We start from the raw sequence: 25988 nt of genomic DNA on the forward strand, positions 1-25988 counted from the left end.
CGCTCGACCTGGAGACGACGGCCATGATTCTGGAAATCGCGCAGATCGACGTGAAGCCCGGCTCGGAGGCCGCGTTCGAGACTGGCATCGCCCAGGCCGCCGAAATCTTTCGCGCCGCCGCAGGCTGCCGCAGCTTCGCCGTACGCCGCTCGATCGAGAAGCCGCAGCGCTATCGCCTGCTGATCGAATGGGACACGCTGGAAGCGCATACGCGGGACTTCACCGGCTCCGACGCCTGGAAGGCGTACCGGGCGCTGGTCTCGGACACGTTCGAGAGCCCGCCCCAAGTCGAGCACACCGAACTGACGCTCAACGGCTTCTGAGCCGAGAGAGGGACGATCCGGCCATGAAGATGTACGGCAACTGGCGCTCCGCAGCGGCCTTCCGCGTGCGCATCGCACTGAACCTCAAGGGGATCGCCTACGAGGAGATCTTCCTCGACCTCGATGCCGGCGACCAGTTCAAGCCGGGTTTCCTCGCGATCAATCCGCAGGGTGCGGTGCCCGCTTTGTTCGACGGCGACGGGCCGCCCCTGACCCAGTCGCTGGCGATCCTCGACTACCTTGAGGAGACGCAGGCGGGCGTGAAGCTGCTCCCCACAGAGCCTCGGGCGCGGGCCCGTGCCCGCTCCCTGGCCCAGGTGGTGGCTTGCGACACCCACCCCCTCTACGTGCCGCGCGTGCGCACGTTCCTGAGCGAGAATTATAGCTTGCCGCGTGAGCGCATGCTCGAATTCCTGCGCAACGCCTTCACCTCGGGCCTGAAGGTGCTGGAGACCCGGCTCTCGACGGAGGAGGGGACCGGCCGCTTCTGCCAGGGCGACGCGGTGAGTCATGCCGACCTCTGCCTTGTCAGCCTTTGGGTCGGCACCGGCATCTTCGGCATCGAGACCGATCCCTACCCTACGGTCCGGCGCATCGCCGAAACGGTGCTGACTCTCGACGCCGTGGTCCGCGCCCACCCCCTTCGGCAGCCTGGCGCGCCGAAGACCTAGAATCGGGTAACCGGAACATCAAAAAAAATTTTGCAGTTGTTCCACTGTGTCTTGTCAAACTTGCACCCCACCTCCGCGGCGAACGTGTGGGTTCTTGAAGGGTTGCTGTTGTAAGATCATTCCAAACTGAAGCGCCGCCGCGCGAGGCGGCCTGTTTCTTTCGAGGTGGGGCGAGGATGGTTCCGAGCGAAACGGTCACGGATCTGCACAAGATCGTCGTGGTGGGGGGAGGGGCAGCCGGCCTGGAGTTAGTGACCAAGCTCGGCAACAAATACGGCAAGCGCGGCAAGGCCCACGTCACACTGGTGGATCGCGCCCGCACCCACATCTGGAAGCCGCTGCTGCACGAGGTTGCCGCCGGTTCGCTCGATGTCGGCCATCACGCCGTCGATTACCTGCACCACGCTCACGCCAACCACTTCCGCTACCGCATCGGCGAGATGACCGGCCTCGATCGTGAGAAGCGGGTGATCCATCTCGCCGCGAGCCGCGACAGCGAGGGGCGTGAGGTCACGCCCGTGCGGGCAATTTCCTACGATACGCTGATCTTGGCGGTCGGCTCCACCACCAACGACTTCGGAACGCCGGGCGTCGCCGAGCACGCCATCGCCCTCGACACCAAGGAGCAGGCGCTGCGCTTTCACCAGCGCCTCGTCAACGGCATGCTGCGGGCACACACCCAGGAGGGTCCGGTGCGTCCCGGCCAGCTCCACGTCACGGTGATCGGCGCGGGCGCGACCGGGACGGAATTGGCGGCGGAGCTGCACCGCACCACCCGCGAGGTCGCCCGCACCGGCCTCGACCGGATCGATCCGGCCAAGGATCTCAAGATCACCCTGGTGGAAGCCGCCGACCGCATCCTGCCCGCGGTGCCGCAGCGCTTGGCCGCGGAAGTGATGGGGCAGCTCGCCAAGATCGGTGTCGAGGTGAGGGTGCAGGCTCGTGTCACCGAGGTGCGGGCTGATGGGGTTCTGCTCGCCGACGGCGGCTTCATCCCGTCCGAACTCGTGGTCTGGGCCGCGGGCGTGAAGGGACCGGCCTTCCTCAAAGATCTCGGCGGTCTCGAGAGCACCCGCAATAACCAGCTCGTCGTCACGCCGACGCTGCAGACCTCCCGCGATCTCGATATCTTCGCTATCGGCGATTGCGCCTACCTCGTGGAGGAGGGCTCGCAGACGCCGATCCCGCCGCGCGCCCAGGCGGCGCACCAGCAGGCATCGCACCTCTACGGGCAGATGGCCAATCGCCTCGCGGGCCGGCCGCTGAAGCCGTTCAAGTACCGTGATTTCGGCTCGCTGGTCTCGCTCGGAGAATACACCGCGGTCGGCAACCTGATGGGCTTCATCCAGGGGAGGAACATGTTCATCGCCGGGCTCTTCGCCCGCCTGATGTACCGCTCGCTCTACAAGATGCACGAGACAGCGGTGAACGGCTGGTGGAAGACCAGCCTCGATGCCCTGGCCCGAGCGCTGACCCGGCGCACCGAGCCACGCGTAAAGCTGCACTGACGAAAGGTTCGGCTTGATCCGGCGGAGGGGTGCGTCATGTTCCCGTTCCGCCGGCCTTAAGAAGAAGCCGGCGTAAGGAGACGCCATGATCCTCGTCAGCGTGATGTATCCGAGCGGCGCCGGCACCCGCTTCGATATGGACTACTATCTCAAGAAGCATATGCCGCTGGTCAGCGAGCGTTGGACCTCCAAGGGCCTGCACGACTACACGGTCGTGAAGGGCGTCGGCACGCCGGACGGCGGCGCGCCGCCCTATCAGGTCATGGCGCTGCTGCGCTTCGAATCCGCCGACGCGTTCAAGGCCGCCGCGACGGCGGACGGACCGGAGATCTTCGGGGATATCCCGAACTTCACCGACACGCAGCCGGCGGTTCAGCTCAGCGACATCGCGGCATCGGAAGTGAGAGGCTGATGATCGACATCATCAAGCAGATTCAGGACGCCAATCCGGCACTCGGCACGACGATCATCGTGCTGCGCTCCGACTCGCGGGCGCTCGCCGATCCGGCGACCCTGACGCCGGAGGCGAAGGCATGGCTCGATGCGAAGGCGCCCGATGCCCGCCTGTCACAGGAGACGGTATTGCTCGCGCCCTATCCCGGCGCCACACCGACGGAGCGCACCGTGACGGTGGTCGCTTTCTCCGACGCCCGTCATCTGGCCGCCTTCGCCACCGCCTGGACCGGCGATCCGACGCTTGATGACGACGAGGCCGCCTGATCGCGGCCGAGGCCGCTCCCGCCGGTTCGGCAGGGGCGGCCCCACGGTCTCGGTTTGAACGGACGCCTGCGGCTCACGCCGCTTCGATGATCCGGGCCGCGGCTTCGGCCATCTCCTTCATCGCCGCATTCGCGGCTTGGTAGGCCGGCGTTCCAACATCCCAATTGTTCTGGGCAATCGCCTTGACCATACGCTCGGCCTCGTCGTGGGCCGTGGCCTCGGCCTTCAGGAAGGCGTCCGCCCATTGCCCGCGGGCGGGGTCGGCGGTGAGACCCTGTGCGACCTGCCGGGCGGCGCGGTTACGAAGCACGGCGGCAGCCGGATCGGCGGGCGCCGCGCCGAGCAGGATCGTCGCGAGCCCGCGCTTCCACAGACCGAGATCGGCGGGCAGGCGTACCAACTCGTAGAAGCCGAGCCCGCTCGCATCCGCCAGCGCCGTCTGTGCCAGAGTCTCGGCTTTGACCAAGCGCTTGGTGATGCTGTCGATCTCGGTGCGGGTCTTGGCCGCCTTCGCGGCAATGTTCTGGACGCTGCTCGATATCTCCGCCGTTGCGCTGCTCTGCTGCGTGATGGCTGCGGCCAGCGCCGTGGTCATTTCGCTCGTGCGCGCGATCTGCTCGGCCGCGCCCTCGACGCGGGTTCCCAGGCTGTCGACCACGGAGCTGCCGGTCGAGACCGCCGAACGGCTCTCTTCGACGGCACGGGCGATCTGGCTCATCTCGCCCTGTAGCGTGTGGAGCCAGGTGCGGATTTGCTCGGTCGAGCGGGCGGTCTGCCCGGAGAGCGACTTCACCTCGGCCGCGACGACGGAGAAGCCGCGGCCCGCCTCGCCGGCGCGCGCCGCCTCGATGGTGGCGTTGAGTGCCAGCAGGTTCGTCTGGCTGGAGATCGTGGCGATGGTACCCGCCATCGTGCCGATCTCGGCGATGGCGTTCTGGAGCAACTGAAGCCGCTCATCGATCTGATGCGTGCGATCGCGAATCGAATCCATGGCAGAGCGGGCATTGCCGACGTCGGACATGCAGGCGGTCATCGCCTCGCGCGCCTGTGCGGCGCTGGAGCCGGCGGCCTCCGACGTCTCGGCGACTTCCGCGATGGAAGCGCCCATCTCCTCGATGGCGCTCGCGATCGTCTGCGTGGCTTGCGCAACCTCGCCGACATCGTAGGTCGTCCAGCCGATGTTGATGGCGCCTTCCGAGGCTTCCCGGGCGATGGCGGCGATATGGCTCCGCTCGGCACGCAGCCCATGATGCTGCGAGCGCTCGAGGTCGCTCAGAGCGACGTCCAACGCGCTCCCCGGCGTGGCGGTCACATCGAGCGCAGCACGATCCGCCAAGCGCTTGAGCGCGCTGATCAGGCGCGCCTCATCGGACGCTCCGGCAGGCGGAACGTCGGGTGTGGCAGATGCGGATGGTCCGGCATGGCGGCCGAGCTTGAAGGATAGCATGGCGTTAGAGGACCCCAACGTTCTTCTTTGCCACATATTCCGAACGGTAGACCCAAGATCGTTCCGCCTGAGTTGCGCTGCTCACCCGCAGGTTGACTCTTGGATCGGCGGAAAACTCTTCGTGGCGATAGCGAAGATGATGCCTTGGCAGGGGTTAACGTTGGCTTTCAATGATCGCTTAGGTGGCGAAGTGATCGTGGATGGTATCGTTCGCGAGGACCTTTGAACCTCTTATACTTCGTCTCATCGACATCGTCGGCCGCGCGCCGACGTTCAGGATGTGCAGTTGCAGCAGACCTTTTGCGTCGCAAAAACGTTATGCTCAGTCTCAGCATATCTGGACAAGGCGGATCACCACGCCTAAGTTAGGCGGCACAATGCTCACTTTGAGCATAAAGGAGACCGCGATGTCCCAGGCCGGATCCGCCTTTCGCGAGCCCGCCGGACGGGCCTTCCCGTTGCCCGACCTCTATGAGCGGGTGAGCCGCCATGTGCCGGCCATCGAGTGGCCGGCGCTTGCCCCGGACGTCGAGGCGATCCTCCGCCTGAAACGCGAGCGCAACGCCGTGGTTCTGGCTCATAATTATCAATCGCCGGAGATCTTCCACACCGTTGCGGACATCGTCGGCGACAGTCTCGCGCTGGCACGCGAGGCGGCGCGGGTGGATGCGGACGTCATCGTTCTGGCCGGCGTCCATTTCATGGCCGAGACCGCCAAGCTCCTGAACCCGGGCAAGACCGTGCTGATGCCCGATATGGCCGCGGGGTGCTCGCTCGCCGATTCAATCACCGCCGCCGACGTGCGCGCGCTCCGGGCGAAATATCCCGGCGTGCCGGTGGTGACGTACGTCAACACCTCCGCCGCGGTGAAGGCGGAGTCGGACGTGTGCTGCACCTCGGGCAACGCCGCCGATGTGGTGCGCGCGCTCGGCGTTCCGCGCGTTCTGATGATCCCCGACGAGTTCCTGGCGCGCAACGTCCAGCAGCAGGTGCCTGAAGTCGAGATGTTGACCTGGGCCGGCCACTGCGAGGTGCACGAGCGCTTCACCCCGGCCGACATCGCCGATGTGCGGGACAGTTATCCCGGCATCACCGTCATCGCCCATCCGGAATGCCCGCCGGAGGTGGTCGAGGCCTCGGACTTCTCCGGCTCGACGGCGATGATGATGAACTACGTCACCGAGAAGCGGCCCTCGCAGGTCGTGCTCGTGACCGAGTGCTCGATGGCCGACAACATTGCGGTGGCCAACCCGGACATCGAGTTCATCAAGCCCTGCAATCTCTGCCCGCACATGAAGCGGATCACGCTCGGTAACATCCGTCGTTCGCTGGAGACGATGACGCACGAGATCACCGTCGAGGAAGGGCTGGCCGAACGGGCGCGGCTCGCCGTCGAGCGGATGCTCGCGGTCAAGCCGACCCAGACCGTCTCACCGCGGCAGGCCGCCTGATGAGCATTTTCGCCCGGAGCCCTGCCGACCGGGTGATCGTGGTCGGCGCCGGGGTGGCGGGGCTCGCCACCGCCCTGCGGCTCGCGCCGCGGCCGGTCACCCTCATCACGGCAGCTCCCCTCGGCGCCGGCACCGCGACGGGTTGGGCGCAGGGCGGTATCGCCGCCGCGGTTGCCGCGGACGATGCGCCTTCCCTCCACGCGGACGACACGTGCGCGGCGGGGGCCGGACTCACCGAGCGGGAGGTGGCGCTCCGCGTCGCCGAGGCGGGACCGGGCCTGATCGACTGGCTCGTCGCGCTCGGCACGGGGTTCGACCGAGAGGCGAATGGTTCGCTGGCGCTCGGGCTGGAGGCGGCCCATAGCCGCCGCCGCATCGTGCGGGCGCGGGGCGACTCGACCGGCCGCACGGTGCTCGACGCGCTGGTCTGCGCGGCTCAGGCGACGCCCTCGATCGAGATCCTCGTCGCCGGCCTGCACGGCCTGATGCGGGACGCCGATGGACGCGTGCGCGGCGTCGTGTGCGAGCGCGACGGCGTCGCCTTCCGCCTGCCTGCCCGCGCGGTGGTGCTGGCAACCGGCGGCGTCGGCGCGCTCTACGCCTCGACCACCAACCCCCGTGGTGCCCTCGGACGCGGCCTGCTGGCCGCGGCCCGGGCCGGTGCGGCCCTGCGCGATCTGGAATTCGTGCAGTTCCACCCGACCGCCATCGCGGCCGGTCGCGATCCCATGCCGCTCGCGACCGAGGCCCTCCGGGGCGAGGGTGCGCGGCTGATCGACGAGTTCGGCGCGCCGGTGATGGCCGGCATTAAGGGCGGAGACCTTGCTCCGCGCGACGTGGTTGCCCGCGGCATCTTCCAGGCGCTCGGCCGCGGTCGCACCGTCTATCTCGACACGACCGGCCGCCTCGGCGAGCGCATGCCTCAGCGCTTCCCGACCGTTGCCGCGCTCTGCGCCGAGGCCCGGATCGACCCGGCGGTGCAGCCGATTCCGGTCCGTCCGGCAGCGCACTATCATATGGGCGGCATCCTCGTGGACGAAGCCGGCCGCAGCACCGTGCCGGGCCTCTGGGCCTGCGGCGAGGTTTCCTCGACCGGGCTGCACGGCGCGAACCGGCTTGCCAGCAACTCGCTTCTCGAAGCCCTGGCCTTCGCGCCCCGCATCGCGGAATCGATCGGAGACGCGTCGGTGCTCGCGGGAGCCGATCGGCCCGCGCCGTTACCCGAGATCCGGCCGGAGGATCCGGCGGTTCTGATCGCGACACGTGGTATCTTGGAACGCTACGTCGGCGTCGTGCGCGACGAAGCGGGGCTGTCGCAGGCCGTGGCGCAACTCACCGATCTGTCCGAGCGCGGCTCCGATGCAGCCGCGACCGGCCTGATGATCGCCCGTGCGGCGCTCGGCCGACGCGAGAGCCGCGGCGCCCATTGGCGCAGCGACTATCCGGGCCAGCTTCCGGCCCGGCACTCCGTGGTCACGACGGCCGCGGCGGACGCTCTCGTGCTTCAGGAACTCACCGATGCCTGACGACGTCCTGCTGCCGCTCCCCCGTCTCCTCGTCGAGCCGGTGGTGCGGGCGGCCCTTCTCGAAGATCTCGGCCGGGCCGGCGACATCACCACGGATGCCATCGTCCCGGCGGGCGAGCGCATGGAGGCGGTCATCGCTTCGCGGCAGGATGGCGTGATCGCCGGTACGGACGCCGCCGCCATCGCCTTCGCGTTGATTGACCCCAGCCTCTCGGTCTCGATCGAGCGGCCCGACGGCAGCCGCGTCGCGCCGGGCGATACGGTGATCCGCCTCTCCGGCCCGGCCCGCGCCGTGCTGACCGCCGAGCGTGTCGCCCTCAATCTGCTCTGCCGCCTGAGCGGAGTCGCTACGGCGACAGCCTCCCTTGTCGAAGCGGCGCGGCCGTACGGCAAGGCACGGATCGTCTGCACCCGCAAGACCACGCCGGGCCTGCGGGCACTGGAGAAGCACGCCGTGCGCGCGGGCGGCGGCTCGAATCACCGCTTCGGCCTCGACGATGCGGTGCTGATCAAGGACAACCACGTCGCGGTCGCGGGCGGCATCATCCCGGCCATCGAGCGGGCGCGAGCGAAGACCGGCCACCTCGTCAAGATCGAGGTCGAGGTCGATACCTTGGCGCAACTCGAACAGGCACTCTCGGTCGGCGCCGACGCGGTGCTCCTCGACAACATGAGCCCCGACACTCTGCGGCAGGCCGTGGCCATGGTCGATGGGCGCGCCGTGACCGAGGCATCGGGCCGGATCAACCGGGAGACGGTTGGGGCGGTCGCGGCCTCCGGGGTCGATCTGATCTCGGTCGGCTGGATCACCCACAGTTCGGCGATCATCGATCTGGGACTCGACGCGGCGTAGGCCGTCAGGCGCCGAGCCCGTCCTTCCGCATCCGGTAGCGCCGGAACGCCTGCCCGTTCCGGGCTACGGTTTCCGCCTCAACGACGTGGAAGCCGGCCGCTTCGAAGAAAGGTCGGGCGGTTAGGCTCGCCTCGGTTCGTAACGCGACGAGTCCAAGATCCACGGTGAGCGTCTCGACGTCTCGAAGCAGCGCCCGCGCGACGCCTCGGCGTCCATGCGTGGGATGGACGTAGAGCATGTCGAGGCGGCCGTCGGGTTCGAGATCCGCGAACCCTGCCGCTTCTGTGCCGATCCAGGCGACCCGGCAGCACCCCCGCAACCGCCGCTCCGCCCACACGGCGCGATCGATCCGCGACCAAGCCTCGATCTGCGCCGGATCGTATTCGGCTGAAGCGGTCTCGCGCAGGGCGGAATGGAAGATGCCGATCACGGCTTCCAGATCGCTTGCGCGATAGGGGCGACAATCGATCCGTCCCCAGTCCGATGCCTCGACCGGTTCCATCCGTCGACGATAATCCTTGCCTGTAAGGCCAAGCTGCCACAGTGTGGCCACCGTGTCACGAAGGCGGTCGAAGCAGTCGCGCAGCACAAATCAAGCTTGGCTTTGTACGGCGAGCGTTTACGCGTTGGCGAGGGTCCGCACGGCATCGTGCGGCGGTGTCTCCACCGCGTTCCCTGTTCTTCGCCTGCCCCGAGAGGCCCTAATGCGCCGTTTCGTCGTTGCCCTGAGCGGGCTTGCCTGCGCGACGGTCGCGCTTGCAAGCCCGGCTGCTGCCTATGAGATCGACCCGCTCACCCGTCAGCCGCTGACCGAGGTCCTGACGGTGCGCGTGCGCCCGCAGAACGCGGCTCTGCCGGCCGACGTCCCGGGCACGCCGGGCGCCGCGGCCGATCCGCTTGCCTCAACCGTACCGCAGATGACCGCGATCCCGCGTGAGACCGTGCCCTATGCCGGCCCCTACGCGCCCGGCACCATCATCGTCTCGACCAACGAGCGCCGGCTCTACCTCGTCCAGCCCGGCGGCGAGGCCCTGCGCTACGGCGTTGGCGTCGGCCGGCCCGGCTTCACCTGGGGCGGCACCCAGACCGTGACGATGAAGCGCGAATGGCCCGATTGGCGTCCCCCCGCCGAGATGCTGCGCCGCCGCCCCGATCTGCCGCGCTACATGAAGGGCGGCATCGAGAACCCGCTTGGCGCTCGCGCCATGTATCTCGGCAACACGATCTACCGCATCCACGGCTCCAACGAGCCGGAGACGATCGGCACCGCCGTTTCCTCGGGCTGCATCCGCATGACCAACGAGGACGTGACGGACCTCTACAGCCGCGTAAAGGTCGGCGCTCGGGTCGTGGTCCAACGCTGATCGCCTGTTCGAGGCAGTATGAGAAAGGGCCGGCAGAGATGCCGGCCCTTTTCTTTTTTTCGTCGATGCCGCTCGCCTCAGCCGATCAGGAGCAGGCTGAGCACGATGGCGGCGGCACCGCCCGCGACGGCAAGGCCGAGGATGACGACGCTGCTGAGTTGATCGACGGTATTTACGTCCTGACCGATGCGATGCCGTGGATCTGTGGCCGCCATGCGTTGCTTCCTGTCGATGCGGTTGATCTCGCACGCCAACGGCAATGCGGGCAGTTGGTTCAATGCCACGCTGTCGCGGGGCCGCGTTCGCCCGCGAACGAGGCGACGAGCGGAACCTGCATCCGCTCAGTCGGTTGGCCCCGCTCAACGCAGGAGGACTGCCATGGTCGATGTCAGCCAAATCCGCGAGCACGCCACCGTCGTCGGTTCGGACGGCGGGCATGTTGGCACCGTCGATCACGTCGCCAAAGGCGAGATCAAGCTGACGAAGAAGGACGCCGAAGCGGGCGGTCTCCACCACTACATCCCGCTCGATTTCGTCATCGCCGTCGAAGGCGATCAGGTCCGGCTCGACCGGAGCGCCGACGAGGTGAAGAAAGAGTGGAGCACATCGGGCGCCGCCTGACCGGTATGTCTGCCGCTTCCTGATCGAACGGCGGAGACTTCACCTGTTTTCAAAGACCGCAGCGGCATCACTTTGTCGCGGTCGGCGACATACGCAAGGAGAACGATGTGACCGCACAGAACGATCGGCCGCAATCCGAGACGGAGCCGAAGCCGGTTGGCGATCCGCCTCCTGCCTCCCAGCCGCCGGCCGGGGATCCTCCGGCGCCGCGGCCGGATGCGATCCCCGAGGAGGATCTCGAAGAGGTCGAGGAACAGCCGAGCTGAAATATCCTACGGGTCGTCTCATGAGACGGCCCGTAACGTCCTGAAAAAATCAGTGGCAGCCGCAGCTTCCGCTGCCGCAACCACCCGCGCCGTGACTCGTCTTGGCCGGTGCGCTGGCCACGCGGTCGCGCGTGAGACCGCGCTCCTCTAATTCGCGCAGATAGGTGGACCAGCGGTTGCGGTACTCGCGACCGAGGTCGAACAGGTAGTCCCAGCCGTAGATGCCGGTATCGTGCATGTCGTCGAAGAACAGCTTCACGGCATAGTTGCCGACCGGCTCGACCGAGAGGATCGCAACGTCGCGCTTGCCGCCGAGCACCTTGCGTTCTGCCGGAGAATGGCCTTGAACCTCCGCGGAGGGACTCGACACGCGCAAGTATTCGGCGGGCAGTTCGAAGCGGCCGCCCCCGTCGAAAGCCACGGTCAGGCTACGCTTGTCGCCGGACAGGCGGATTTCCGTGGGCCAGCGCTCACTCATGACGGTCCGTTCCACGCTCTCATGCCGGCATTGCACGCATGTGCTTGCCGGAAAATGTCACCGCCCTCATATGGATGGCGATGTTGGATCTGTCAGCCGACAAAACCGCCAACGCCGGAAACGAGTCAGGTTCAGAGGCGCGCATGTGGGGTCCCGCCGAAGATGCGCCTGCGCCTGTGCGCCCAGCGCCCCTGATCGACCCGTTCCAGCGGGCGATCACTTACTTGCGCATCTCGGTGACGGATCGCTGCGATTTCCGCTGTGCCTATTGCATGGCGGAAGACATGCAGTTCCTGCCCAAGCGCGATCTGCTGACCCTGGAAGAACTCGACCGGCTCTGCGGCGTCTTCATCGACCGCGGCGTGCGCAAGCTGCGGATCACCGGCGGCGAGCCGCTCGTGCGCCGGGATATCATGCATCTGTTCCGCCGGCTCTCTCGCCATCTGAAGAGCGGAGCGCTCGACGAACTCACGCTGACGACCAACGGCTCGCAGCTTGCGCGATTCGCGCCCGAACTCGCCGATCTCGGCGTGCGCCGGATCAATGTCTCGCTCGATACCCTCGACCCGCAGAAATTCCGGGACATCACCCGGCGCGGCGACCTTGCGGTGGTGCTCGCCGGCATCGAGGCGGCGCGGGCCGCCGGCATCAAGGTCAAGATCAACGCGGTGGCGCTCAAGGGCGTCAACGAGGACGAGATCACCGACATGATCGCCTGGGCCCACGGCCTCGGCATGGACATGACCCTGATCGAGGTGATGCCGCTCGGCGAGATCGAGGGCGACCGCACCGACCAGTTCCTACCGCTCTCGGTCGCGCGCGAGCGCCTGGAGCAGCGGTTCACCCTGACCCCGCTGCCCGACCGCACCGGCGGCCCGGCGCGCTACGTGCGGATCGAGGAGACCGGCGGACGGCTCGGCTTCATCACGCCTCTGACGCATAATTTCTGCGAAAGCTGCAACCGGGTGCGCCTCACCTGCACCGGTAAGCTCTACATGTGCCTCGGCCAGGAGGATGCGGCGGATCTGCGCGCGGCGCTCCGCGCCTCGCCCGACGACGCGCTGGTGACACAGGCCGTCGTCGAGGCGATCTCCCGCAAGCCCAAGGGCCACGACTTCGTCATCGAGCGCGCCCGCCCAGCCGCCGTGCCGCGGCATATGAGCGTGACCGGCGGCTGATCGCCGTCGTCCAAGGTCGGAGGTGCATTGATGACGATTGCTGGAGCTGTAAGCCATCCGTGACCGCGGTCGCGGCGCAATCCTGCAATCGGATGCTGCCGCACAATGAGGCGACTGGCAGAGTGCGGAAGAATCGAGCTATCCAGCTCGTTGAATAGTCTTTGTCGAATCTATCTGCCTTGCCTAATTTTCGGAGATCACATTTCGTGTTGCCTATTAGTTTGATTGATTGAAATATTTCGCAAGACGTTCAAGTCTCTGCCGGCCTTCAACATAACAATCACCGAGCCGCAATCGTTGGCATGAGGGTACGGTCCGCTTCAATCGAGCTATGATCGGTGATACGCCCCTCGGATCGAACGTCTCACCGGCGCGCTCGAACGTTGAAGATGGCCATCGTATCCATTCGTATCAACGATACTGGTTGGATGACGGAGAACGGAGTCCCATGGCGAAAGTCGCGTTTCTAGGCCTCGGCGTGATGGGCTCGCCGATGGCGGGTCACCTCGCGAAGAAGGGCCACGACGTCACCGTCTTCAACCGTACCGGCGCCAAGGCCGAGGCCTGGGTCGCCGCCAACGGCGGCCGGGCTGCCGCGACGCCGCGCGAGGCGGCGGCCGGATGCGCCATCGTCTTCGCCTGCGTCGGCAACGACGATGACCTGCGCTCGGTGGTGCTCGGCGCGGACGGGGCCTTCGCCGGCATGGCGAAAGGTGCGGTCTTCGTCGACCACACCACGGCGTCGGCCGAGGTCGCTCGCGAGCTGTCCGCGGCTGCTGACGCGGCTGGGCTCCGCTTCATCGATGCTCCGGTCTCCGGCGGTCAGGCGGGCGCCGAGAACGGCGTGCTCACCGTGATGTGCGGCGGCGAGGCGGCGACCTATGCCGAGGTCGAGCCCGTCATCATGGCTTACGCCAAGTCGTGCCGCCTGCTCGGGCCTTCGGGCTCGGGCCAGCTCACCAAGATGGTCAACCAGATCGCCATTGCCGGGCTGGTGCAGGGTCTGTCCGAGGCGATCCACTTCGGCAAGCGCGCTGGGCTCGACGTGGACGCGGTGCTCGACGTGATCTCGAAGGGCGCAGCCGGCTCCTGGCAGATGGAGAACCGCGGCCGCACCATGAACGCGGACAAGTTCGATTTCGGCTTCGCCGTGGAGTGGATGCGCAAGGATCTCGGTATCCTGCTCGCCGAATCCCGCCGCAACGGCGCCCGGCTCCCCGTGACGGCCCTGGTGGATCAGTTCTACGCCGAGGTCGAAGCCATGGGGGGCAAGCGATGGGACACCTCGTCCCTCATCGCCCGGCTGGAGCGGTGAGACGGCCGTGTGCGAGGGACCACGCAGCCTCCGGCGTGGTCCAGTGCCAGTCCTCGCCCATCTGGTGGCGGAACCACGTGAACTGGCGCTTGGCGTAGCGGCGAGTATCGCCCTGGCCGCGCCGAATCGCCTCGTCGCGGGAGATCGTTCCTTCGAGATAGGCGATCAGGCCAGGCACACCGTGGGCGCGCATCACTGGCAGCAAAGGGTCGAGGTGTCGCTCTCGTAAGTCGGCAACCTCTTCCAGGGCGCCTTCCTCCATCATCGTCAGAAAGCGCGCGTCGATGCGGTGGCGCAGGGTCTCGCGCTCGGCGGCGAGGAAGATCTTCAGGATCGGCCTCCCCGCGAGCGGGCCAGGTTCTCGGGCTTCGTAGAACGAGCCAATGGAACGCCCAGTCGCCTCAAAGATCTCCAAGGCCCGCATCACCCGCATCCGGTCCGAGGGGCGCAGGCGCCCTGCGCTCTCGGGGTCGCGGGAAGCGAGGGCGGCGTGCAACGCCTCGGTCGGCTGTCCCTCGGCCTCGGAACGGATTCTCGCGCGAACCGGCTCCGGGACCGCGGGCAGATCCGAGATCCCCTCGTCGAGGGAGCGGAAATACAGGCCCGTGCCGCCGACAAAGATCGGCAGGGTGCCGGCCTCGAATCCTGAGAGGACCGCGGCGGCCTGCCGCTGGAAGTGGCCGACCGAGAAATTCACCGCACCGTCCACGCTGCCGTAGAGGTAGTGGGGCGCCAACGCCTCGTCCTGCACGGTCGGCCGAGCCGAGAGCACGCGCAGGTCGGCATAGACCTGCATCGAATCCGTGTTGATCACCGCGCCGCCGAAGGCGCGGGCGATCCGCAGTCCCAGGGCCGACTTGCCCGACGCGGTGGGCCCTGCAATGAGGATGGCGGCCGGGCGCCCCGTCTCCTGCCCGTCCGAACTTTGCACGGCTGCCCTCCATGACCCTCGTTGCCACGCTGATAGCAAACCCGGCCCGGCCCGCCATCACGGATGCGGTGCTCGCCGAGGCGCGCCGGGTGACACGCACGGAGCATCAGCCACGGATTCTCCACGGCGAGGTGGCGGCGGAACTCCTGGTCGCAGGCCATCCCGAAGCGGCGCCGGCCCTCGCCGAATCCCTGCGCGGGGCGCTCGGGTCAGAGCCGATCGACGTGGCCGTGCTTCCCCACGATCAGCACCGCCGCAAGCGGCTGTTCCTGGCGGACATGGACTCGACCATGATCGAGCAGGAATGCATCGACGAACTCGCCGATGTTGTCGGGATCAAGGATCAGGTGGCGGCGATCACCGAGCGAGCGATGCGCGGAGAGGTCGCCTTCGAGCCGGCCCTGCGGGAGCGGGTGGGGCTGCTGAAGGGGCTGTCGGTCAGCGTGATCGACGGCCTGATCCGCGATGCGATCCGCCTGACTCCGGGCGGCAGCACTCTCGTTGCGACGATGCGGGCGCACGGCGCCTTCACCTGCCTCGTCTCCGGCGGCTTCACCCTGTTCACCGGGCCGATCGGAGCGAAGCTCGGCTTCGACGAGACCCGCGCCAACCGTCTCGACGTCGCGGACGGGCACCTGACCGGGCAGGTGGTCGAACCCATCGTCGGGGCTGAGGCCAAGCGGGCGAGCCTCATCGAACTACGCGAGCGGCTAGGCCTGAGCCCCGCGGATACGATCGCCGTCGGTGACGGTGCCAACGACCTGCCGATGCTCGGAGAGGCCAGCATCGGCGTCGCTTTCCGGGCGAAGCCGAAGGTGGCCGAGGCCGCCCGCGTGCGGATCGAGCACGGTGACCTGACGGCTTTGCTCTACCTGCAGGGATTCTCGGCGGCGGAGTTCGCGAAGTAGATCAGAGGGGAAGGGCGCAACGCGCGCCCTTCCCGGATCGGCGGCTCATTCCAGTCCAATCGCCACGAAACGCACGTCGCCGCTGGCGCTGGCGACCAGCAGCAGCACAGACTTGCGGCCCTCCTTCTTGAGGGCCTCGACCCGCTTCGTCACGTCGGCGGGGTTCGACACTGCCTCCTGGCCGACCTCGACGATGACTTCGCCCGGCTGGATGCGCTTGTCGGCGGCGGTCGAGTTCGGATCGACCTTGGTCACGACCACGCCGTTCTTGACGCTCTCCTTGATGTTGTAGCGGCGGCGCGCCTCGTCGCTGAGGCCGGACAGGTTGAGGCCGAGGATCTGACGGTTGACCGCTTCCGGCTCCGGCTGCTTGACGTTGGCAACCTGAGTCTTCTCGCCGTCCTCCAGGCGGCCGAGCAGTACCGACTTGGTCTGCTCCTCACCCTTGCGCACGATCTGCACGTCAACCGTCTTGCCAACCGGGGTCGCGGCGACGATGCGCGGCAACTCGCTCGACGACTTCACCGGCACGCCGTTGAACTTGACGATGACGTCGCCGACTTCGAGCCCTGCCGTCTTGGCCGGACCCTTCTCATCGACACCGGCCACCAGCGCGCCCTTGGCGCCCCCTTTGAGGCCGAGCGCCTCGGCGGTCGCCTCGTCGACGTTCTGGATGCGAACGCCGAGCCAGCCACGGCGCACCTCGCCGAACTGCCGCAACTGATCGACGACCTGGCTCGCCGTTCCCGATGGGACCGCGAAACCGATGCCAACCGAACCGCCCGAAGGGGAAAGAATTGCGGTGTTGATGCCGATCACCTCGCCGTCCATGTTGAACAGCGGACCGCCCGAATTGCCCTTGTTGATGGCTGCATCCGTCTGGATGTAGTTGTCGTAGGGACCCGACTCGATGTTGCGGCCGCGGGCCGAAACGATGCCGGCGGAGACCGATCCGCCGAGGCCGAACGGGTTGCCGATCGCCATCACCCAGTCGCCGGGGCGCATCTTGTCGGAATCGCCGAAGGGCACCGCCTTGAGCGGACGCTCCGCCGTCGGCTTCACTCGCAGCAGCGCGAGGTCGATCTTCGGATCCTTGCCGATGATCTCCGCCTTCAGCTTGGTGCCGTCGCTCAGGATGACCTGGATGTCGTTGGCGTCGCCGATGACGTGGTTGTTCGTCACCACGATGCCGGATGCGTCGATGATGAAGCCGGAGCCGAGCGAGTTCGACTTGCGCGACGGCCCACGCGGGCTGTCGTCGTCGCCCTTCGGGGTGCCCTGGCCGCGCCGCTTGAAGAATTCTTCGAAGAGATCCTCGAACGGCGTGCCCTGAGGCAGTTGCGGCATGGAGCGGCCGCCCCGGTTGCTCGCCTCGACCGTGGTCGAGGCCGAGATGTTCACCACCGCATCCGTCACCTTCTCGGCGAGGTCGGCGAGCGATTCCGGGCCGCGTGCGAAGGCGGGGAGTGGCAGGGCAGTAACCGTGACGGTGACGCCCAGCACCGCGGCGGCCAGGGCCGACGAGGCGCGCCGGGCAAGAGACGGCGTTCGGCCCCGGACGGCGTTCGCGGCGAGTCTCATGGACGTTTCCCCAAGCTCTTAAACGGTGCCTGATTCAGGCCGGCATATAAATTCGGCGGCCGGCACCCTCGATCAAGGGCGCCGGCCGCATCGGTCGGATCGGTCGCAGGCCGCTCAGCGCACGGCGCCGGTGGTCGCGCTGTTGCCGGAGGCGGTCGGCTGGGCCGCGCCGTCGCGGCCGCCCAGCGGTCGGCGGCCCTGCGGATCGTTGAAGTAGCGGAAGAAGTCCGAGCCGGGGCTCACGACCAGCCGCGTGTCCTGACCCTTCAGCGCGTGCTCGTAGGCCTGCATCGAGCGATAGAAGGCGAAGAAGTCCGCGTCCTGCCCGAAAGCCTCCGCGAGGATGCGGTTCTTGTCCGCATCGCCCTGACCGCGCAGCTCTTCCTGCTTCTGGTTGGCCTCGGCCAGGATCACGACGACGTCGCGATCGGCCTTGGCGCGGATCAGGGTGGCCGCCTGATCGCCGTTGGCGCGGATGTCGGTCGCCTCCTTCTTCCGCTCCGAGGTCATGCGGTCATAGACCGCCTGACTGTTCTTGGCGGGAAGATCGACGCGGGTCATGCGCAGATCGACGATCTCGACGCCGAGCCCCTTGGCCTGCCGGTTCACGTCCTCCTGGATCGTGTTCATGAGGTCGGAGCGCTCGGTGCGCACGATGGCGTCGCGGCTGGTGCGGGCCAGCACGTTACGCAGCGCCGAGTTGGTGAAGCTCGCCAAACGCTGGTTCGCCAGCGCGATCGTGCCGACCGACTGATAGAATTTCAGCGGATCGACGATGCGGTAGCGGGCGAAGGCGTCCACTTCGAGGTTCTGCCGGTCGGCGGTGAGCAGGGTCTGGACCGGCAGGTCGAGATCGAGCACCCGCTTGTCGAACAGCACGACGCTGTCGGTGAACGGCACCTTGAAGTAGAGGCCGGGCTTGTTCTGGCCCACCGGGTTCAGCACGTCGCGCACACGGCCGAGCTGAAGCACGAGCGCCTGCTGCATTTGCCCCACGGTGAAGACCGAGGCGTAGAGCCCGATCCCCACCACGGCGACGATAAGGAGCAGGCCGGTTCGGATTGCTGGATTGTTCATCGGCCCGCCGCTCCATTCGACTGCGCGCGGCCGCTGTCGAGCAGCGGAAGCACCGGGAGCACGCCCGCAGCGCTGGCGCCGCCGGCCACGCCGCCGTTCTGATCGATGATGACCTTGTTCACGGAGCCGAGCACTTTCTCCATGGTTTCCAAGAAGATCCGCTCACGGATCACCTCGGGTGCGACCTTGTAGGAATCGTAGACCTGACGGAAGCGGGACGCCTGACCCGTCGCCTCGGCCGTCGCCTGCGACCGATAGGCCTCGGCGGCCTGCACGACCTTACTCGCATTGCCTCGCGCGTCGGGGACGACACGGCTGGCATACGTCTCGGCCTCGTTGCGCACCTGCTGGGCGTATTGCTGCGCCGCGTTCACGTCGATGAAGGCGGGCCGGACCTCCGGGGGAGGGGTGACGCTGGTGAGCTGTACGACCTCGATGCGGACGCCGGCGCCGTACTCGTCGAGGGCGCTCTGGACGATCTCCTTGACCTCCTGGGCGATGCTCGACTGCTCGTTGGTCAGGATCGCCTGGATATTGCGGCGGCCGATGACCTCGCGCATCGCGCTCTCGGAGATCGCCTTGATGGTCCCTTCCGGATTGGCGAGGTTGAAGACGTAATCCTCCGCCTTGAGCGGATTGACGCGCCACTGCACCTCGAAATCGATGTCGACGATGTTCTCATCGGCGGTGAGCATCAGGCTCTCTTCCGCCACATCGCGCTGGCGCGTGGTACCGCCGGTGGGGATGTAGCCGATCGGAATCGAGTTCACGATGCCGACGTTGGGCTTCTGCACCGACCCGATCGGGTAGGGGAAGTTGTAGCGCAGACCCTCGCCGGACTGGCTGGTGTATCGCCCGAAGACCGTGTTGATGCCGACTTCGTTGGGCTTCACGATGTAGAAGCCGGTCAGCAGCCACGCGCTCAGCACGAGGCCTGCCGCCACGAGGATTCCCTTGCCGCCGCCAAAACCTCCGCCCGGCATCACGCCGCGGAGCCGATCCTGGCCGCGCCGGAGCAGATCCTCAAGATCGGGGGGCGTCTTGCCGCCGCCCCCGCCACCCCAGGGGCCGCCGCCATTGCCGCCGCCGGGACGGCCCCAGGGGCCCCCTCCGCCGCCGCTCTGATTGCTCCAAGGCATTCTCGACGTGAACTCCTGCTGAAGCCGGCCCCCGCGGATGCGGCAGGCTCTTGCCCTAAAACTCGATCCACCAGCCTGCCGACTCTCTGCCTGAGGGCAAAGAGAACCGGTTTTCCCAAGCGCCAGAACGCGTTTGCGGTGCCGCAAGGACGCCGCGCACCTGAGTGGCGTCGCGCCGTCCTGTCAAGGCTGGCAGGTGGGCCCGCACCGCGTCAACCGCAACGGCTGTCCGAGCCTCCAACTCTTCCCGCCCCTGCGGCCAAAGCGCCAGTTCCCCGGTCAACGATCGGTGATCCGCTCCAAATCCACGAATTCAAAGGCGAATTCGTCGCGGTCACCTGCCCCGTGCGCCTCGCGGAACGTTTCTCGGAAGGCCGTTCTGTCGAAGGGCGGAAAGTACGCATCGCCTTCCGGTGCGGCATCGACTTCGGTGAGGTGCAGCCGGTCGGCATGGGGCAGGGCGAGCCGGTAGATCTCGGCTCCGCCCACTACCATCAGCGGGTCGCTTCCGGCAGCGGCGAGCGCGGCGTCCCAGTCGTGCACGACGGTCGCGTCGGGAATAGCGAGGCTGCGGTCGCGGGTCAGGACGAGACTGCGCCGGCCGGGCAGGGGGCGGCCGATCGAATCCCAGGTCTTGCGGCCCATCAGGATCGGCTTGCCCATGGTGAGCGTCTTGAAGCGCTTCAGGTCGCTCGAGATCCGCCAGGCGAGATCGTTGTCGCGGCCGATGACGCCGTTGCGAGCAATCGCGACGACGAGGGCGATGCGGGGTGTTCCCATCAGACGGCCACCGGTGCCTTGATGGCGGGATGCGGTTCGTAGCCCTCGATCACGATGTCCTCGAAGCGGAAATCGAAGAGCGAACGCACCTCCGGATTCAGGCGCAGCCGGGGCAGGGGCCGCGGCGCGCGCGAGAGGAGGAGGCGGGTCTGCTCCAGATGGTTGGCGTAGAGATGCGCGTCGCCGAAGGTGTGGACGAAGTCGCCCACCTGAAGCCCCGTCACCTGCGCCATCATCGCGGTGAGGAGGGCGTAGCTCGCGATGTTGAACGGGACGCCGAGGAAGGCGTCGGCGGAGCGCTGATAGAGCTGGCAGGAGAGCCGGCCCTCCGCGACATAGAACTGGAACAGGCAATGGCAGGGTGCGAGCGCCATCCGGTCGAGATCGGCCGGGTTCCAGGCCGAGACAATCAGGCGGCGCGAATCCGGGTTGCGGGCGATCTCATCGAGAACCCAGGCGATCTGGTCGACGCTGCCGCCGTCGGGCTTGGCCCAGCTCCGCCACTGCTTGCCGTAGACGGGGCCGAGATCGCCGTCGGCGTCGGCCCACTCATCCCAGATCGTGACGCCGTTCTCCTTCAGGTAGGCGATGTTGGTCTCGCCCTTCAGGAACCACAACAGCTCGTGGATGATCGAGCGAAGGTGGAGCTGCTTGGTCGTCACCAGGGGGAAGCCGTCGGAAAGATCGAACCGCATCTGGTGGCCGAACACGGAGAGCGTGCCCGTGCCGGTGCGATCCTCCTTGCGGACGCCTTCGGACAGGATTCGGGTGAGCAGATCGTGATAGGCGCGCATGGCTCCTCAGATCTGGCGGGCGCCTCGGCCGATGTCGAGTGGGGCTTTCCCGCCGTCCCGTCTTTCCCGACGACTTGGTTACGCAGGGTCGCAGCTACCGCAGGAGGCCCGGCCCGATCTGGTAGGCGACCAGACAGAAATTGCTCCAGCCGTGAAGCAGGATGCAGGGCCAGAGCCGCCCCGTGCGCCAGCGCAGCCAGCCGAGGGTGAGCGCGAGCGGCAGCAGGGTCAGCGGCCGAGCGAGCGCGCTCTTGGCGCCGGGATCGAGGGAGACGTGGGCGAGGCAGAACAGCAAAGCCGTCGCGACGATCGTCCCGGCCGGCCCCATGAAGGCGCTGGCGCGGGCGAACGTCTGGCCCCGCAGCAGCAATTCCTCCGCGATCGGTGCGAGCACAACGACGAAGGCGAACCAGAGGGCGAGCATCCGCGGGCTGAGGAAAGGCGAGAGGCGCACGCCATTGCCGAAGTTCATGTTGAGGGCCGCGGCACTCGTCGTCACCCAGGCGATGTGGATCAGCGGCCAGAGGGCCAGCAGCAGCCAGAGCCGCCGCATCGGCGCCCGCGCCTCATCGGGCCGTGTCAGGCCAAGGCGTCGGCGCCATGCACCTCCCGCCGCCCAGACGGCCAGCGAGACGACGAGGCCAGCCATCAACACCTGCCGCAGGGCATCCACCGCGACGGCACGGCCGGCAACTTCAGAGAGGGGCAAGCGCGGGCGTGCAGCGGTGGCGAGGAACGGGTCGATCCCGAGGCGCAGGTCGCCGCCGATCCGGATGATGGCGATGGCAAGACCGCTGGCCAGAATCAGGATGAAGAGCGGGACCGCGATGAGCAGCAGCACCCGGCCGAGCCATAGAAGAGCCGATTTGAGATGGGCGAGCGGCGGCTTCGACGCACGCGCGTCGGCGAGGGCGGGCGGCATATCGGCCACGCTCGCAACGCGGAGCGGGTCTGAGCGCAGATCGCTCTTCAAAACCGCCGTCGGCCTCTCTATATTCACCTTGCCGGTCGTAAGGCCGGCTATGGCGATAAACGTTCTTCGAAATAAACCTATCGGACCCGGGGGCGGTACCCGGCGCCTCCACCCGAACCCAGGACCGATGGCCGCACGGCCTCCAGTGTTGGGTTCCGGCGGGGGCGAAATAGGATCGACGAGGGCGTAAAGGTAGAGCTTTCGCTCGGCATGGTTCCGCCGTTATCGGGCCTTTGCAATAGTTGCCAACGACAACTTTGCTCCGGTGGCTGTCGCCGCGTAAGCGGTGCCAAAAACCGACCTAAAGTCCTAGCGGGTAGCACCGCATAGGCGGGGTTCGGAGGTACCTGGCAACAGAAACCTCCACTCATTTCCACGACCCGGCGCAGCCCAATCCGGCCGTGACCGGTCAAGCGAGCGCCGATGGCCGAAGATCTGATCCGTTACGATCTCCTGGTTCAGGACGCCCTGCGCGGCGTCGTGCGCAAGGTGCTGACCGATGCGGCCCGTGAGGGGCTCTCGGGCGAGCATCACTTTTACATCTCGTTCCGCACCGAGGCGCCGGGTGTGCGGATGTCGCAGCGCCTGCGCGAAAAATATCCGCAGGACATGACGATCGTCCTGCAGCACCAGTTCTGGGATCTCGGCGTCACCGAGCACAGCTTCGAGGTGGGCCTGTCGTTTTCCGGCGTGCCGGAGCGGCTGCTGATCCCGTTCGACGCGCTGTCGGGTTTCTTCGACCCCTCCGTGCAGTTCGGCCTGAAATTCGATCTCAACGAGGGGGCCGAGGGCGAGCAGCCCGAGGAGGCGCAGCCGAACGCGCAGATCAAGACCGGTCCGCGCGGCGCGGCCTCCGAGCCTGCCGAGATCAAGCCGAAGGGCACTGGCCTCGCGACGGTTCAAGGTGGTCCGAAGATCGTTCCGGCGCTTCCCGCCGCGGGCAAAGCCAAGGCCGAAGGCAAATTGGCTGACGGTAAGTCGAACGACGGTTCCGAGGAGGGCGAGGCAAAGCCCGAGGCCGCCGAGAAGACCGACCGCGACGGCACCGCCGAGGTTGTGAGCCTCGACGCCTTCCGCAAGAAGAACTGATTTTTTCGCTCGCTCCGCGCCTCGTTTGGAGGCGCGGCCTGGTAAATTAGGAGCGTCTCTGCGCCACCATCCGCAGGCCCTCCTTCGGCCGCAGCGTCACCCGGTGCAGTGGCGTAACCGGCGGATGGTCCGCGGGCAGAGTGAGCCGCACCGCCCGCGCGATCTGCGCGAGAACCAGCGTCGCCTCCTGAATCGAAAAGCTCTGACCGATACAGACGCGCGGTCCGGCGCCGAACGGTAGGTAGGCGAAGCGCTCGACGCGCTCGCGCTGCTCTCCGAAGAAGCGCTCGGGGATGAACGCGTCCGGCTCGTCCCACAGCTTGCGGTGTCGGTGCATCACCCAGGGGGCGATGATGACGGTCGAGTTGCGGGGAATCTTGACCCGCCCGATCCGATCCTCGCGAAGGGCCTGGCGGCTGAGGAATGGCACCGGCGGAAAGAGCCGCATGGTCTCCTCCATCACCGCCTTGGTGAAGGGCAGCCGGTCGAGCCGCAGCGCCCCATCCTCGCCGGCCGCGTCATCGGCCTCCGCCTCGACGCGCTCACGCGCGGCCTCGTCCTGCGACAGGCAGTAGAGTGCCCAGGTCAGAGCGTTGGCCGTGGTCTCGTGTCCGGCGGCGATGAAGGTGACGATGTTGGCCTTCACCTCAATGTCGGAGAGGCCGCGACCGGTCTCCGGGTCCTGGGCCGCCAGCAGCAGGGTCATCAGATCGTGAGGCGCCTCGCCGCGGGCGAGCGCCGCCTTGCGCTCATCCAGCAGCGTATCCACCACCTCGGCGAAGAAGCGCAGGGCCGGTCGCGCCCGCAAGCGGCCGAGCCGCGGCACGAAGGCGGGAAAGCCGAACACGTCGAGCGGGTCGATCGGGCCGATCGATTCGAGCAGCCTCGTGATTGCGCGCCCGAGCGCGTCGGGGTCACCCGGCAGCCCTTGCGTGAAGATCGTCCGCTCCAGCACGTCGAGGGTGGCACGGGTCATCTCCAGGGCGACATCGACGGTAGCCCCGTCGCGCCGCGCCAGCCGCCGCCCGAGGCGCGCCCCGGCCGCATCCATCTGCGCGACGAAACCCGCGACGTGGCGGGCGGAGAAGATCGGTGCCAGCGTACGCCGCTGCAGGCGCCACTCGTCGCCTTCTGCCGTCAGCAGGCCGTTACCGAGGCCCGGCGCCAGCACACGCTTCTGAAGGTCGTCCTTGCGGTAGTGGACGGCCCGCTCCACCAGCAGGTAGCGCACCAGGGCCGGATCGCTGACGACGGTGATGCGCCCCATCGCCGTCTCACCCGCCACGACGAATTCCTCGAAATGCGCGTCCATCCAGGTCGTGATCGGATTCTCGCGCACCTTCTTCAGGAAGGCGAACAGGCCGAGCGGCTGCGTCAGCGGCGGTGGCACCTTCGGACGGAACGGCCCGGCTTGCGTGATGCGGGCCGGGTGGGTCGGCAGATCCAGCATGAAGAGGGGAGAACCTCGGTGGTAACGGAGTGCGCGATGCGTCATGCCCGGTTTCGGGCCGGCATCGCTCTCGGCAGCGTGCTTCGTTAAGTAGGGCCGCATCCGAGCCAACGAAGAGGCCACGATGTCGCCGCACGAGAACCCTGCCGTCGAGACACGCACCGAGTCAGACACCTTCGGCCCGATCGAGGTGCCCGCCCACCGCTACTGGGGCGCCCAGACCCAGCGCTCGATCCAGAACTTCAAGATCGGCACCGAGCGCCAGCCGGCGCCGCTCGTTCACGCTCTCGGCATCGTCAAGCAGGCCGCCGCCCTGGTGAACAAGGATCTCGGCTGCCTCGATCCCAAGATCGCCGACGCCATCGCCGAATCCGCCGCCGAGGTCGTCGCTGGCAAGCACGACGACGAATTCCCGCTGGTGGTTTGGCAGACCGGCTCGGGCACCCAGTCCAACATGAACGCCAACGAGGTGATCGCGAGCCTCGCCAACGAGCGGCTCGGGGGCAAGCGCGGCGGCAAATCGCCGGTCCACCCCAACGACCACTGCAACCGCGGTCAGTCCTCGAACGACACCTTCCCCACCGCGATGCACATTGCGGTCGCCCGCGAGGTGCAAGAGCGGCTTCTGCCGGCGCTCTCCCACCTGCACGCGGCGCTCGACGCCAAGGCGAAGGAATTCGAGAGCATCGTCAAGATCGGCCGCACCCACCTGCAGGACGCGACCCCGGTCTCGCTCGGCCAGGAATTCTCCGGCTACGCCGCGCAGGTGGCGCTCGGCGGCGCCCGCATCGCCGCAACGCTGCCCGGCGTGCTGGCACTGGCGCAGGGCGGCACCGCCGTCGGCACCGGACTCAACGCGCATCCGGAATTCGCCGAGCGGTTCGCGGCCAAGGTCGCGGAACTGACCGGTCTCCCCTTCACCTCGGCCGAGAACAAGTTCGAGGCGCTCGCCACCCACGACGCCCTCGTCTTCCTTCAGGGCGCCCTCACGGCTCTGGCCTCGGGCCTGTTCAAGATCGCCAACGACATCCGCCTGCTCGGCTCGGGCCCGCGCTCGGGTCTCGGCGAGCTTTCGCTGCCGGAGAACGAGCCCGGTTCCTCGATCATGCCGGGCAAGGTCAATCCGACTCAGTGCGAGGCGCTGACGATGGTCTGCGCCCAGGTGGTCGGCAACGGCACCACGGTGAGCTTCGCCGGCAGCCAGGGCCATTTCGAGCTCAACGTGTTCAAGCCGGTGATCGCCAACGCGGTGCTGCAATCGGTGCGGCTGCTCGCCGACAGCTCGATCAGCTTCACCGACAACTGCGTCGTCGGCATCAAGGCCAACACCGATCGGATCAACGACCTGATGAGCCGCTCGCTGATGCTGGTGACGGCGCTCGCCCCCTCGATCGGCTACGACAAGGCCGCCGAGATCGCCAAGACCGCGCACAAGAACGGCACCACGCTCAAAGAGGAGGCGCTGCGGCTCGGCTACGTCACGGACGAGGAGTTCGAGCGGGTCGTGCGCCCCGAAACCATGCTGGCGCCGAGCGCGGAATAAGC

At 67.4% G+C, this 25988-nt stretch carries 28 protein-coding genes and 1 other RNA gene; 17 read left to right on the top strand and 12 right to left on the bottom strand.

Annotated elements, in window-relative coordinates:
* Positions 1 to 23 precede the first annotated feature (23 nt).
* From MFF24_RS02275 to MFF24_RS02295, 5 genes are all read left to right on the top strand, one after another.
* Positions 24 to 323: an antibiotic biosynthesis monooxygenase family protein gene (locus tag MFF24_RS02275; protein ID WP_133088598.1), complete on the top strand. Its 300-nt coding sequence runs from the start codon at positions 24 to 26 to the stop codon at positions 321 to 323.
* Between the two features lie 23 nt (positions 324 to 346).
* Positions 347 to 994, top strand: coding sequence for a maleylacetoacetate isomerase (gene maiA / locus MFF24_RS02280; RefSeq protein ID WP_238222084.1), 648 nt, complete (start codon positions 347 to 349; stop codon positions 992 to 994).
* A 176-nt stretch (positions 995 to 1170) separates the two neighbouring features.
* On the top strand, positions 1171 to 2502 hold the full coding sequence (locus tag MFF24_RS02285; RefSeq protein ID WP_238222088.1) for an NAD(P)/FAD-dependent oxidoreductase: 1332 nt from the start codon (positions 1171 to 1173) through the stop codon (positions 2500 to 2502).
* 85 nt (positions 2503 to 2587) lie between these two features.
* Positions 2588 to 2914 carry an EthD family reductase gene (locus MFF24_RS02290; protein ID WP_238222090.1) on the top strand — a complete coding sequence of 109 codons (327 nt, stop codon included), beginning with the start codon at positions 2588 to 2590 and terminating at the stop codon, positions 2912 to 2914.
* A complete protein-coding gene (locus MFF24_RS02295) occupies positions 2914 to 3222 on the top strand; it encodes a hypothetical protein (protein WP_238222092.1) in 309 nt (102 codons plus the stop codon). Before MFF24_RS02290 ends, MFF24_RS02295 begins: the two co-directional genes overlap by 1 nt.
* 73 nt (positions 3223 to 3295) lie before the next feature.
* Here the strand turns inward: MFF24_RS02295 and MFF24_RS02300 are convergent, their stop codons facing one another.
* On the bottom strand, positions 3296 to 4669 hold the full coding sequence (locus MFF24_RS02300; RefSeq protein ID WP_238222094.1) for a methyl-accepting chemotaxis protein: 1374 nt from the start codon (positions 4667 to 4669) through the stop codon (positions 3296 to 3298).
* 407 nt (positions 4670 to 5076) lie between these two features.
* Here MFF24_RS02300 and nadA point away from each other — a divergent pair, with 407 nt between their 5' ends.
* From nadA to nadC, 3 genes are read left to right on the top strand one after another with little or no spacing between them, the layout of a single operon-like run.
* Positions 5077 to 6120 (top strand): quinolinate synthase NadA, encoded by a 1044-nt coding sequence (gene nadA, locus MFF24_RS02305; RefSeq protein ID WP_238222096.1) that lies wholly within the window; start codon positions 5077 to 5079, stop codon positions 6118 to 6120.
* Positions 6120 to 7646 (top strand): L-aspartate oxidase, encoded by a 1527-nt coding sequence (locus MFF24_RS02310; protein WP_238222099.1) that lies wholly within the window; start codon positions 6120 to 6122, stop codon positions 7644 to 7646. The genes nadA and MFF24_RS02310 overlap by 1 nt, the downstream gene beginning before the upstream one ends.
* Positions 7639 to 8499 (top strand): carboxylating nicotinate-nucleotide diphosphorylase, encoded by an 861-nt coding sequence (gene nadC / locus MFF24_RS02315; protein WP_238222103.1) that lies wholly within the window; start codon positions 7639 to 7641, stop codon positions 8497 to 8499. Before MFF24_RS02310 ends, nadC begins: the two co-directional genes overlap by 8 nt.
* A 4-nt stretch (positions 8500 to 8503) precedes the next feature.
* Here nadC and MFF24_RS02320 read toward each other — a convergent pair whose 3' ends face one another.
* Positions 8504 to 9001: a GNAT family N-acetyltransferase gene (locus MFF24_RS02320; RefSeq protein ID WP_238222108.1), complete on the bottom strand. Its 498-nt coding sequence runs from the start codon at positions 8999 to 9001 to the stop codon at positions 8504 to 8506.
* 202 nt (positions 9002 to 9203) lie between these two features.
* Here MFF24_RS02320 and MFF24_RS02325 point away from each other — a divergent pair, with 202 nt between their 5' ends.
* On the top strand, positions 9204 to 9863 hold the full coding sequence (locus MFF24_RS02325; RefSeq protein WP_133088588.1) for a L,D-transpeptidase: 660 nt from the start codon (positions 9204 to 9206) through the stop codon (positions 9861 to 9863).
* Between the two features lie 77 nt (positions 9864 to 9940).
* On the opposite strand, the gene MFF24_RS02330 is transcribed toward MFF24_RS02325, so the two are convergent.
* Complete coding sequence (locus MFF24_RS02330; protein WP_238222915.1) at positions 9941 to 10141, bottom strand: hypothetical protein; 201 nt, start codon at positions 10139 to 10141, stop codon at positions 9941 to 9943.
* 100 nt (positions 10142 to 10241) lie between these two features.
* Between MFF24_RS02330 and MFF24_RS02335 the strand changes: the two genes are divergently transcribed.
* Together MFF24_RS02335 and MFF24_RS02340 are read left to right on the top strand one after the other, a co-directional pair.
* The gene (locus tag MFF24_RS02335) at positions 10242 to 10484 is read left to right on the top strand and encodes a DUF2171 domain-containing protein (protein WP_238222111.1); all 243 of its coding nucleotides are present in this window, start codon (positions 10242 to 10244) and stop codon (positions 10482 to 10484) included.
* Between the two features lie 107 nt (positions 10485 to 10591).
* Entirely contained in the window at positions 10592 to 10750 is a 159-nt protein-coding gene (locus tag MFF24_RS02340; protein WP_238222113.1) for a hypothetical protein, read from the top strand.
* A gap of 49 nt (positions 10751 to 10799) precedes the next feature.
* Here the strand turns inward: MFF24_RS02340 and MFF24_RS02345 are convergent, their stop codons facing one another.
* Positions 10800 to 11228, bottom strand: a complete 429-nt coding sequence (locus MFF24_RS02345; RefSeq protein ID WP_108940550.1) for a gamma-butyrobetaine hydroxylase family protein — start codon at positions 11226 to 11228, stop codon at positions 10800 to 10802.
* A 143-nt stretch (positions 11229 to 11371) separates the two neighbouring features.
* Here MFF24_RS02345 and moaA point away from each other — a divergent pair, with 143 nt between their 5' ends.
* On the top strand, positions 11372 to 12406 hold the full coding sequence (gene moaA / locus MFF24_RS02350; RefSeq protein WP_238222115.1) for a GTP 3',8-cyclase MoaA: 1035 nt from the start codon (positions 11372 to 11374) through the stop codon (positions 12404 to 12406).
* Positions 12407 to 12854: 448 nt separating this feature from the next.
* Positions 12855 to 13721 (top strand): NAD(P)-dependent oxidoreductase, encoded by an 867-nt coding sequence (locus MFF24_RS02355; RefSeq protein ID WP_238222117.1) that lies wholly within the window; start codon positions 12855 to 12857, stop codon positions 13719 to 13721.
* Here MFF24_RS02355 and miaA read toward each other — a convergent pair.
* Entirely contained in the window at positions 13699 to 14652 is a 954-nt protein-coding gene (miaA, locus tag MFF24_RS02360) for a tRNA (adenosine(37)-N6)-dimethylallyltransferase MiaA (RefSeq protein WP_238222119.1), read from the bottom strand. The genes MFF24_RS02355 and miaA overlap by 23 nt on opposite strands.
* An 11-nt stretch (positions 14653 to 14663) precedes the next feature.
* On the opposite strand from miaA, the gene serB reads away from it, so the two are divergent.
* A complete protein-coding gene (gene serB / locus MFF24_RS02365) occupies positions 14664 to 15560 on the top strand; it encodes a phosphoserine phosphatase SerB (protein ID WP_238222121.1) in 897 nt (298 codons plus the stop codon).
* A gap of 45 nt (positions 15561 to 15605) precedes the next feature.
* Here serB and MFF24_RS02370 read toward each other — a convergent pair whose 3' ends face one another.
* The 6 genes from MFF24_RS02370 to MFF24_RS02395 all read right to left on the bottom strand — a co-directional run bounded on the left by MFF24_RS02370 (position 15606) and on the right by MFF24_RS02395 (position 21853).
* Positions 15606 to 17141, bottom strand: coding sequence for a DegQ family serine endoprotease (locus MFF24_RS02370; protein WP_108940555.1), 1536 nt, complete (start codon positions 17139 to 17141; stop codon positions 15606 to 15608).
* Between the two features lie 114 nt (positions 17142 to 17255).
* On the bottom strand, positions 17256 to 18218 hold the full coding sequence (gene hflC / locus MFF24_RS02375) for a protease modulator HflC (protein ID WP_238222123.1): 963 nt from the start codon (positions 18216 to 18218) through the stop codon (positions 17256 to 17258).
* Positions 18215 to 19357, bottom strand: coding sequence for an FtsH protease activity modulator HflK (gene hflK / locus MFF24_RS02380; protein WP_108940557.1), 1143 nt, complete (start codon positions 19355 to 19357; stop codon positions 18215 to 18217). Before hflK ends, hflC begins: the two co-directional genes overlap by 4 nt.
* Positions 19358 to 19636: 279 nt before the next feature.
* Positions 19637 to 20137, bottom strand: coding sequence for a dihydrofolate reductase (locus tag MFF24_RS02385; protein WP_238222125.1), 501 nt, complete (start codon positions 20135 to 20137; stop codon positions 19637 to 19639).
* Complete coding sequence (locus MFF24_RS02390; RefSeq protein ID WP_238222126.1) at positions 20137 to 20931, bottom strand: thymidylate synthase; 795 nt, start codon at positions 20929 to 20931, stop codon at positions 20137 to 20139. The genes MFF24_RS02385 and MFF24_RS02390 overlap by 1 nt, the downstream gene beginning before the upstream one ends.
* A gap of 94 nt (positions 20932 to 21025) precedes the next feature.
* The gene (locus MFF24_RS02395; RefSeq protein ID WP_238222127.1) at positions 21026 to 21853 is read right to left on the bottom strand and encodes a CPBP family intramembrane glutamic endopeptidase; all 828 of its coding nucleotides are present in this window, start codon (positions 21851 to 21853) and stop codon (positions 21026 to 21028) included.
* Positions 21854 to 21895: 42 nt separating this feature from the next.
* Here MFF24_RS02395 and ssrA point away from each other — a divergent pair.
* Together ssrA and MFF24_RS02405 are read left to right on the top strand one after the other, a co-directional pair.
* Positions 21896 to 22272, top strand: a transfer-messenger RNA (tmRNA) gene (gene ssrA / locus MFF24_RS02400).
* 55 nt (positions 22273 to 22327) lie between these two features.
* Positions 22328 to 22993, top strand: a complete 666-nt coding sequence (locus MFF24_RS02405; RefSeq protein WP_238222128.1) for an SspB family protein — start codon at positions 22328 to 22330, stop codon at positions 22991 to 22993.
* Positions 22994 to 23039: 46 nt separating this feature from the next.
* On the opposite strand, the gene MFF24_RS02410 is transcribed toward MFF24_RS02405, so the two are convergent.
* A complete protein-coding gene (locus MFF24_RS02410; RefSeq protein WP_238222129.1) occupies positions 23040 to 24443 on the bottom strand; it encodes a cytochrome P450 in 1404 nt (467 codons plus the stop codon).
* Positions 24444 to 24567: 124 nt separating this feature from the next.
* On the opposite strand from MFF24_RS02410, the gene fumC reads away from it, so the two are divergent.
* A complete protein-coding gene (gene fumC, locus MFF24_RS02415) occupies positions 24568 to 25986 on the top strand; it encodes a class II fumarate hydratase (protein ID WP_238222130.1) in 1419 nt (472 codons plus the stop codon).
* Positions 25987 to 25988: the final 2 nt, after the last annotated feature.

Source organism: Methylorubrum aminovorans (assembly GCF_022179725.1).
GTDB lineage: Bacteria > Pseudomonadota > Alphaproteobacteria > Rhizobiales > Beijerinckiaceae > Methylobacterium > Methylobacterium aminovorans.

Coding starts and splice junctions, on each gene's coding strand:
- nadA (WP_238222096.1), top strand. CDS start 5,077: ATGTCCCAGGCCGGATCCGCCTTTCGCGAGCCCGCCGGACGGGCCTTC.
- MFF24_RS02390 (WP_238222126.1), bottom strand. CDS start 20,931: ATGCGCGCCTATCACGATCTGCTCACCCGAATCCTGTCCGAAGGCGTC.
- MFF24_RS02405 (WP_238222128.1), top strand. CDS start 22,328: ATGGCCGAAGATCTGATCCGTTACGATCTCCTGGTTCAGGACGCCCTG.
- MFF24_RS02320 (WP_238222108.1), bottom strand. CDS start 9,001: ATGGAACCGGTCGAGGCATCGGACTGGGGACGGATCGATTGTCGCCCC.
- MFF24_RS02410 (WP_238222129.1), bottom strand. CDS start 24,443: ATGCTGGATCTGCCGACCCACCCGGCCCGCATCACGCAAGCCGGGCCG.
- MFF24_RS02355 (WP_238222117.1), top strand. CDS start 12,855: ATGGCGAAAGTCGCGTTTCTAGGCCTCGGCGTGATGGGCTCGCCGATG.
- fumC (WP_238222130.1), top strand. CDS start 24,568: ATGTCGCCGCACGAGAACCCTGCCGTCGAGACACGCACCGAGTCAGAC.
- MFF24_RS02345 (WP_108940550.1), bottom strand. CDS start 11,228: ATGAGTGAGCGCTGGCCCACGGAAATCCGCCTGTCCGGCGACAAGCGT.
- serB (WP_238222121.1), top strand. CDS start 14,664: ATGACCCTCGTTGCCACGCTGATAGCAAACCCGGCCCGGCCCGCCATC.
- MFF24_RS02325 (WP_133088588.1), top strand. CDS start 9,204: ATGCGCCGTTTCGTCGTTGCCCTGAGCGGGCTTGCCTGCGCGACGGTC.
- nadC (WP_238222103.1), top strand. CDS start 7,639: ATGCCTGACGACGTCCTGCTGCCGCTCCCCCGTCTCCTCGTCGAGCCG.
- MFF24_RS02395 (WP_238222127.1), bottom strand. CDS start 21,853: ATGCCGCCCGCCCTCGCCGACGCGCGTGCGTCGAAGCCGCCGCTCGCC.
- MFF24_RS02335 (WP_238222111.1), top strand. CDS start 10,242: ATGGTCGATGTCAGCCAAATCCGCGAGCACGCCACCGTCGTCGGTTCG.
- MFF24_RS02310 (WP_238222099.1), top strand. CDS start 6,120: ATGAGCATTTTCGCCCGGAGCCCTGCCGACCGGGTGATCGTGGTCGGC.
- MFF24_RS02275 (WP_133088598.1), top strand. CDS start 24: ATGATTCTGGAAATCGCGCAGATCGACGTGAAGCCCGGCTCGGAGGCC.
- maiA (WP_238222084.1), top strand. CDS start 347: ATGAAGATGTACGGCAACTGGCGCTCCGCAGCGGCCTTCCGCGTGCGC.
- MFF24_RS02385 (WP_238222125.1), bottom strand. CDS start 20,137: ATGGGAACACCCCGCATCGCCCTCGTCGTCGCGATTGCTCGCAACGGC.
- MFF24_RS02290 (WP_238222090.1), top strand. CDS start 2,588: ATGATCCTCGTCAGCGTGATGTATCCGAGCGGCGCCGGCACCCGCTTC.
- moaA (WP_238222115.1), top strand. CDS start 11,372: ATGTGGGGTCCCGCCGAAGATGCGCCTGCGCCTGTGCGCCCAGCGCCC.
- MFF24_RS02295 (WP_238222092.1), top strand. CDS start 2,914: ATGATCGACATCATCAAGCAGATTCAGGACGCCAATCCGGCACTCGGC.
- hflK (WP_108940557.1), bottom strand. CDS start 19,357: ATGCCTTGGAGCAATCAGAGCGGCGGCGGAGGGGGCCCCTGGGGCCGT.
- MFF24_RS02300 (WP_238222094.1), bottom strand. CDS start 4,669: ATGCTATCCTTCAAGCTCGGCCGCCATGCCGGACCATCCGCATCTGCC.
- MFF24_RS02285 (WP_238222088.1), top strand. CDS start 1,171: ATGGTTCCGAGCGAAACGGTCACGGATCTGCACAAGATCGTCGTGGTG.
- MFF24_RS02370 (WP_108940555.1), bottom strand. CDS start 17,141: ATGAGACTCGCCGCGAACGCCGTCCGGGGCCGAACGCCGTCTCTTGCC.
- hflC (WP_238222123.1), bottom strand. CDS start 18,218: ATGAACAATCCAGCAATCCGAACCGGCCTGCTCCTTATCGTCGCCGTG.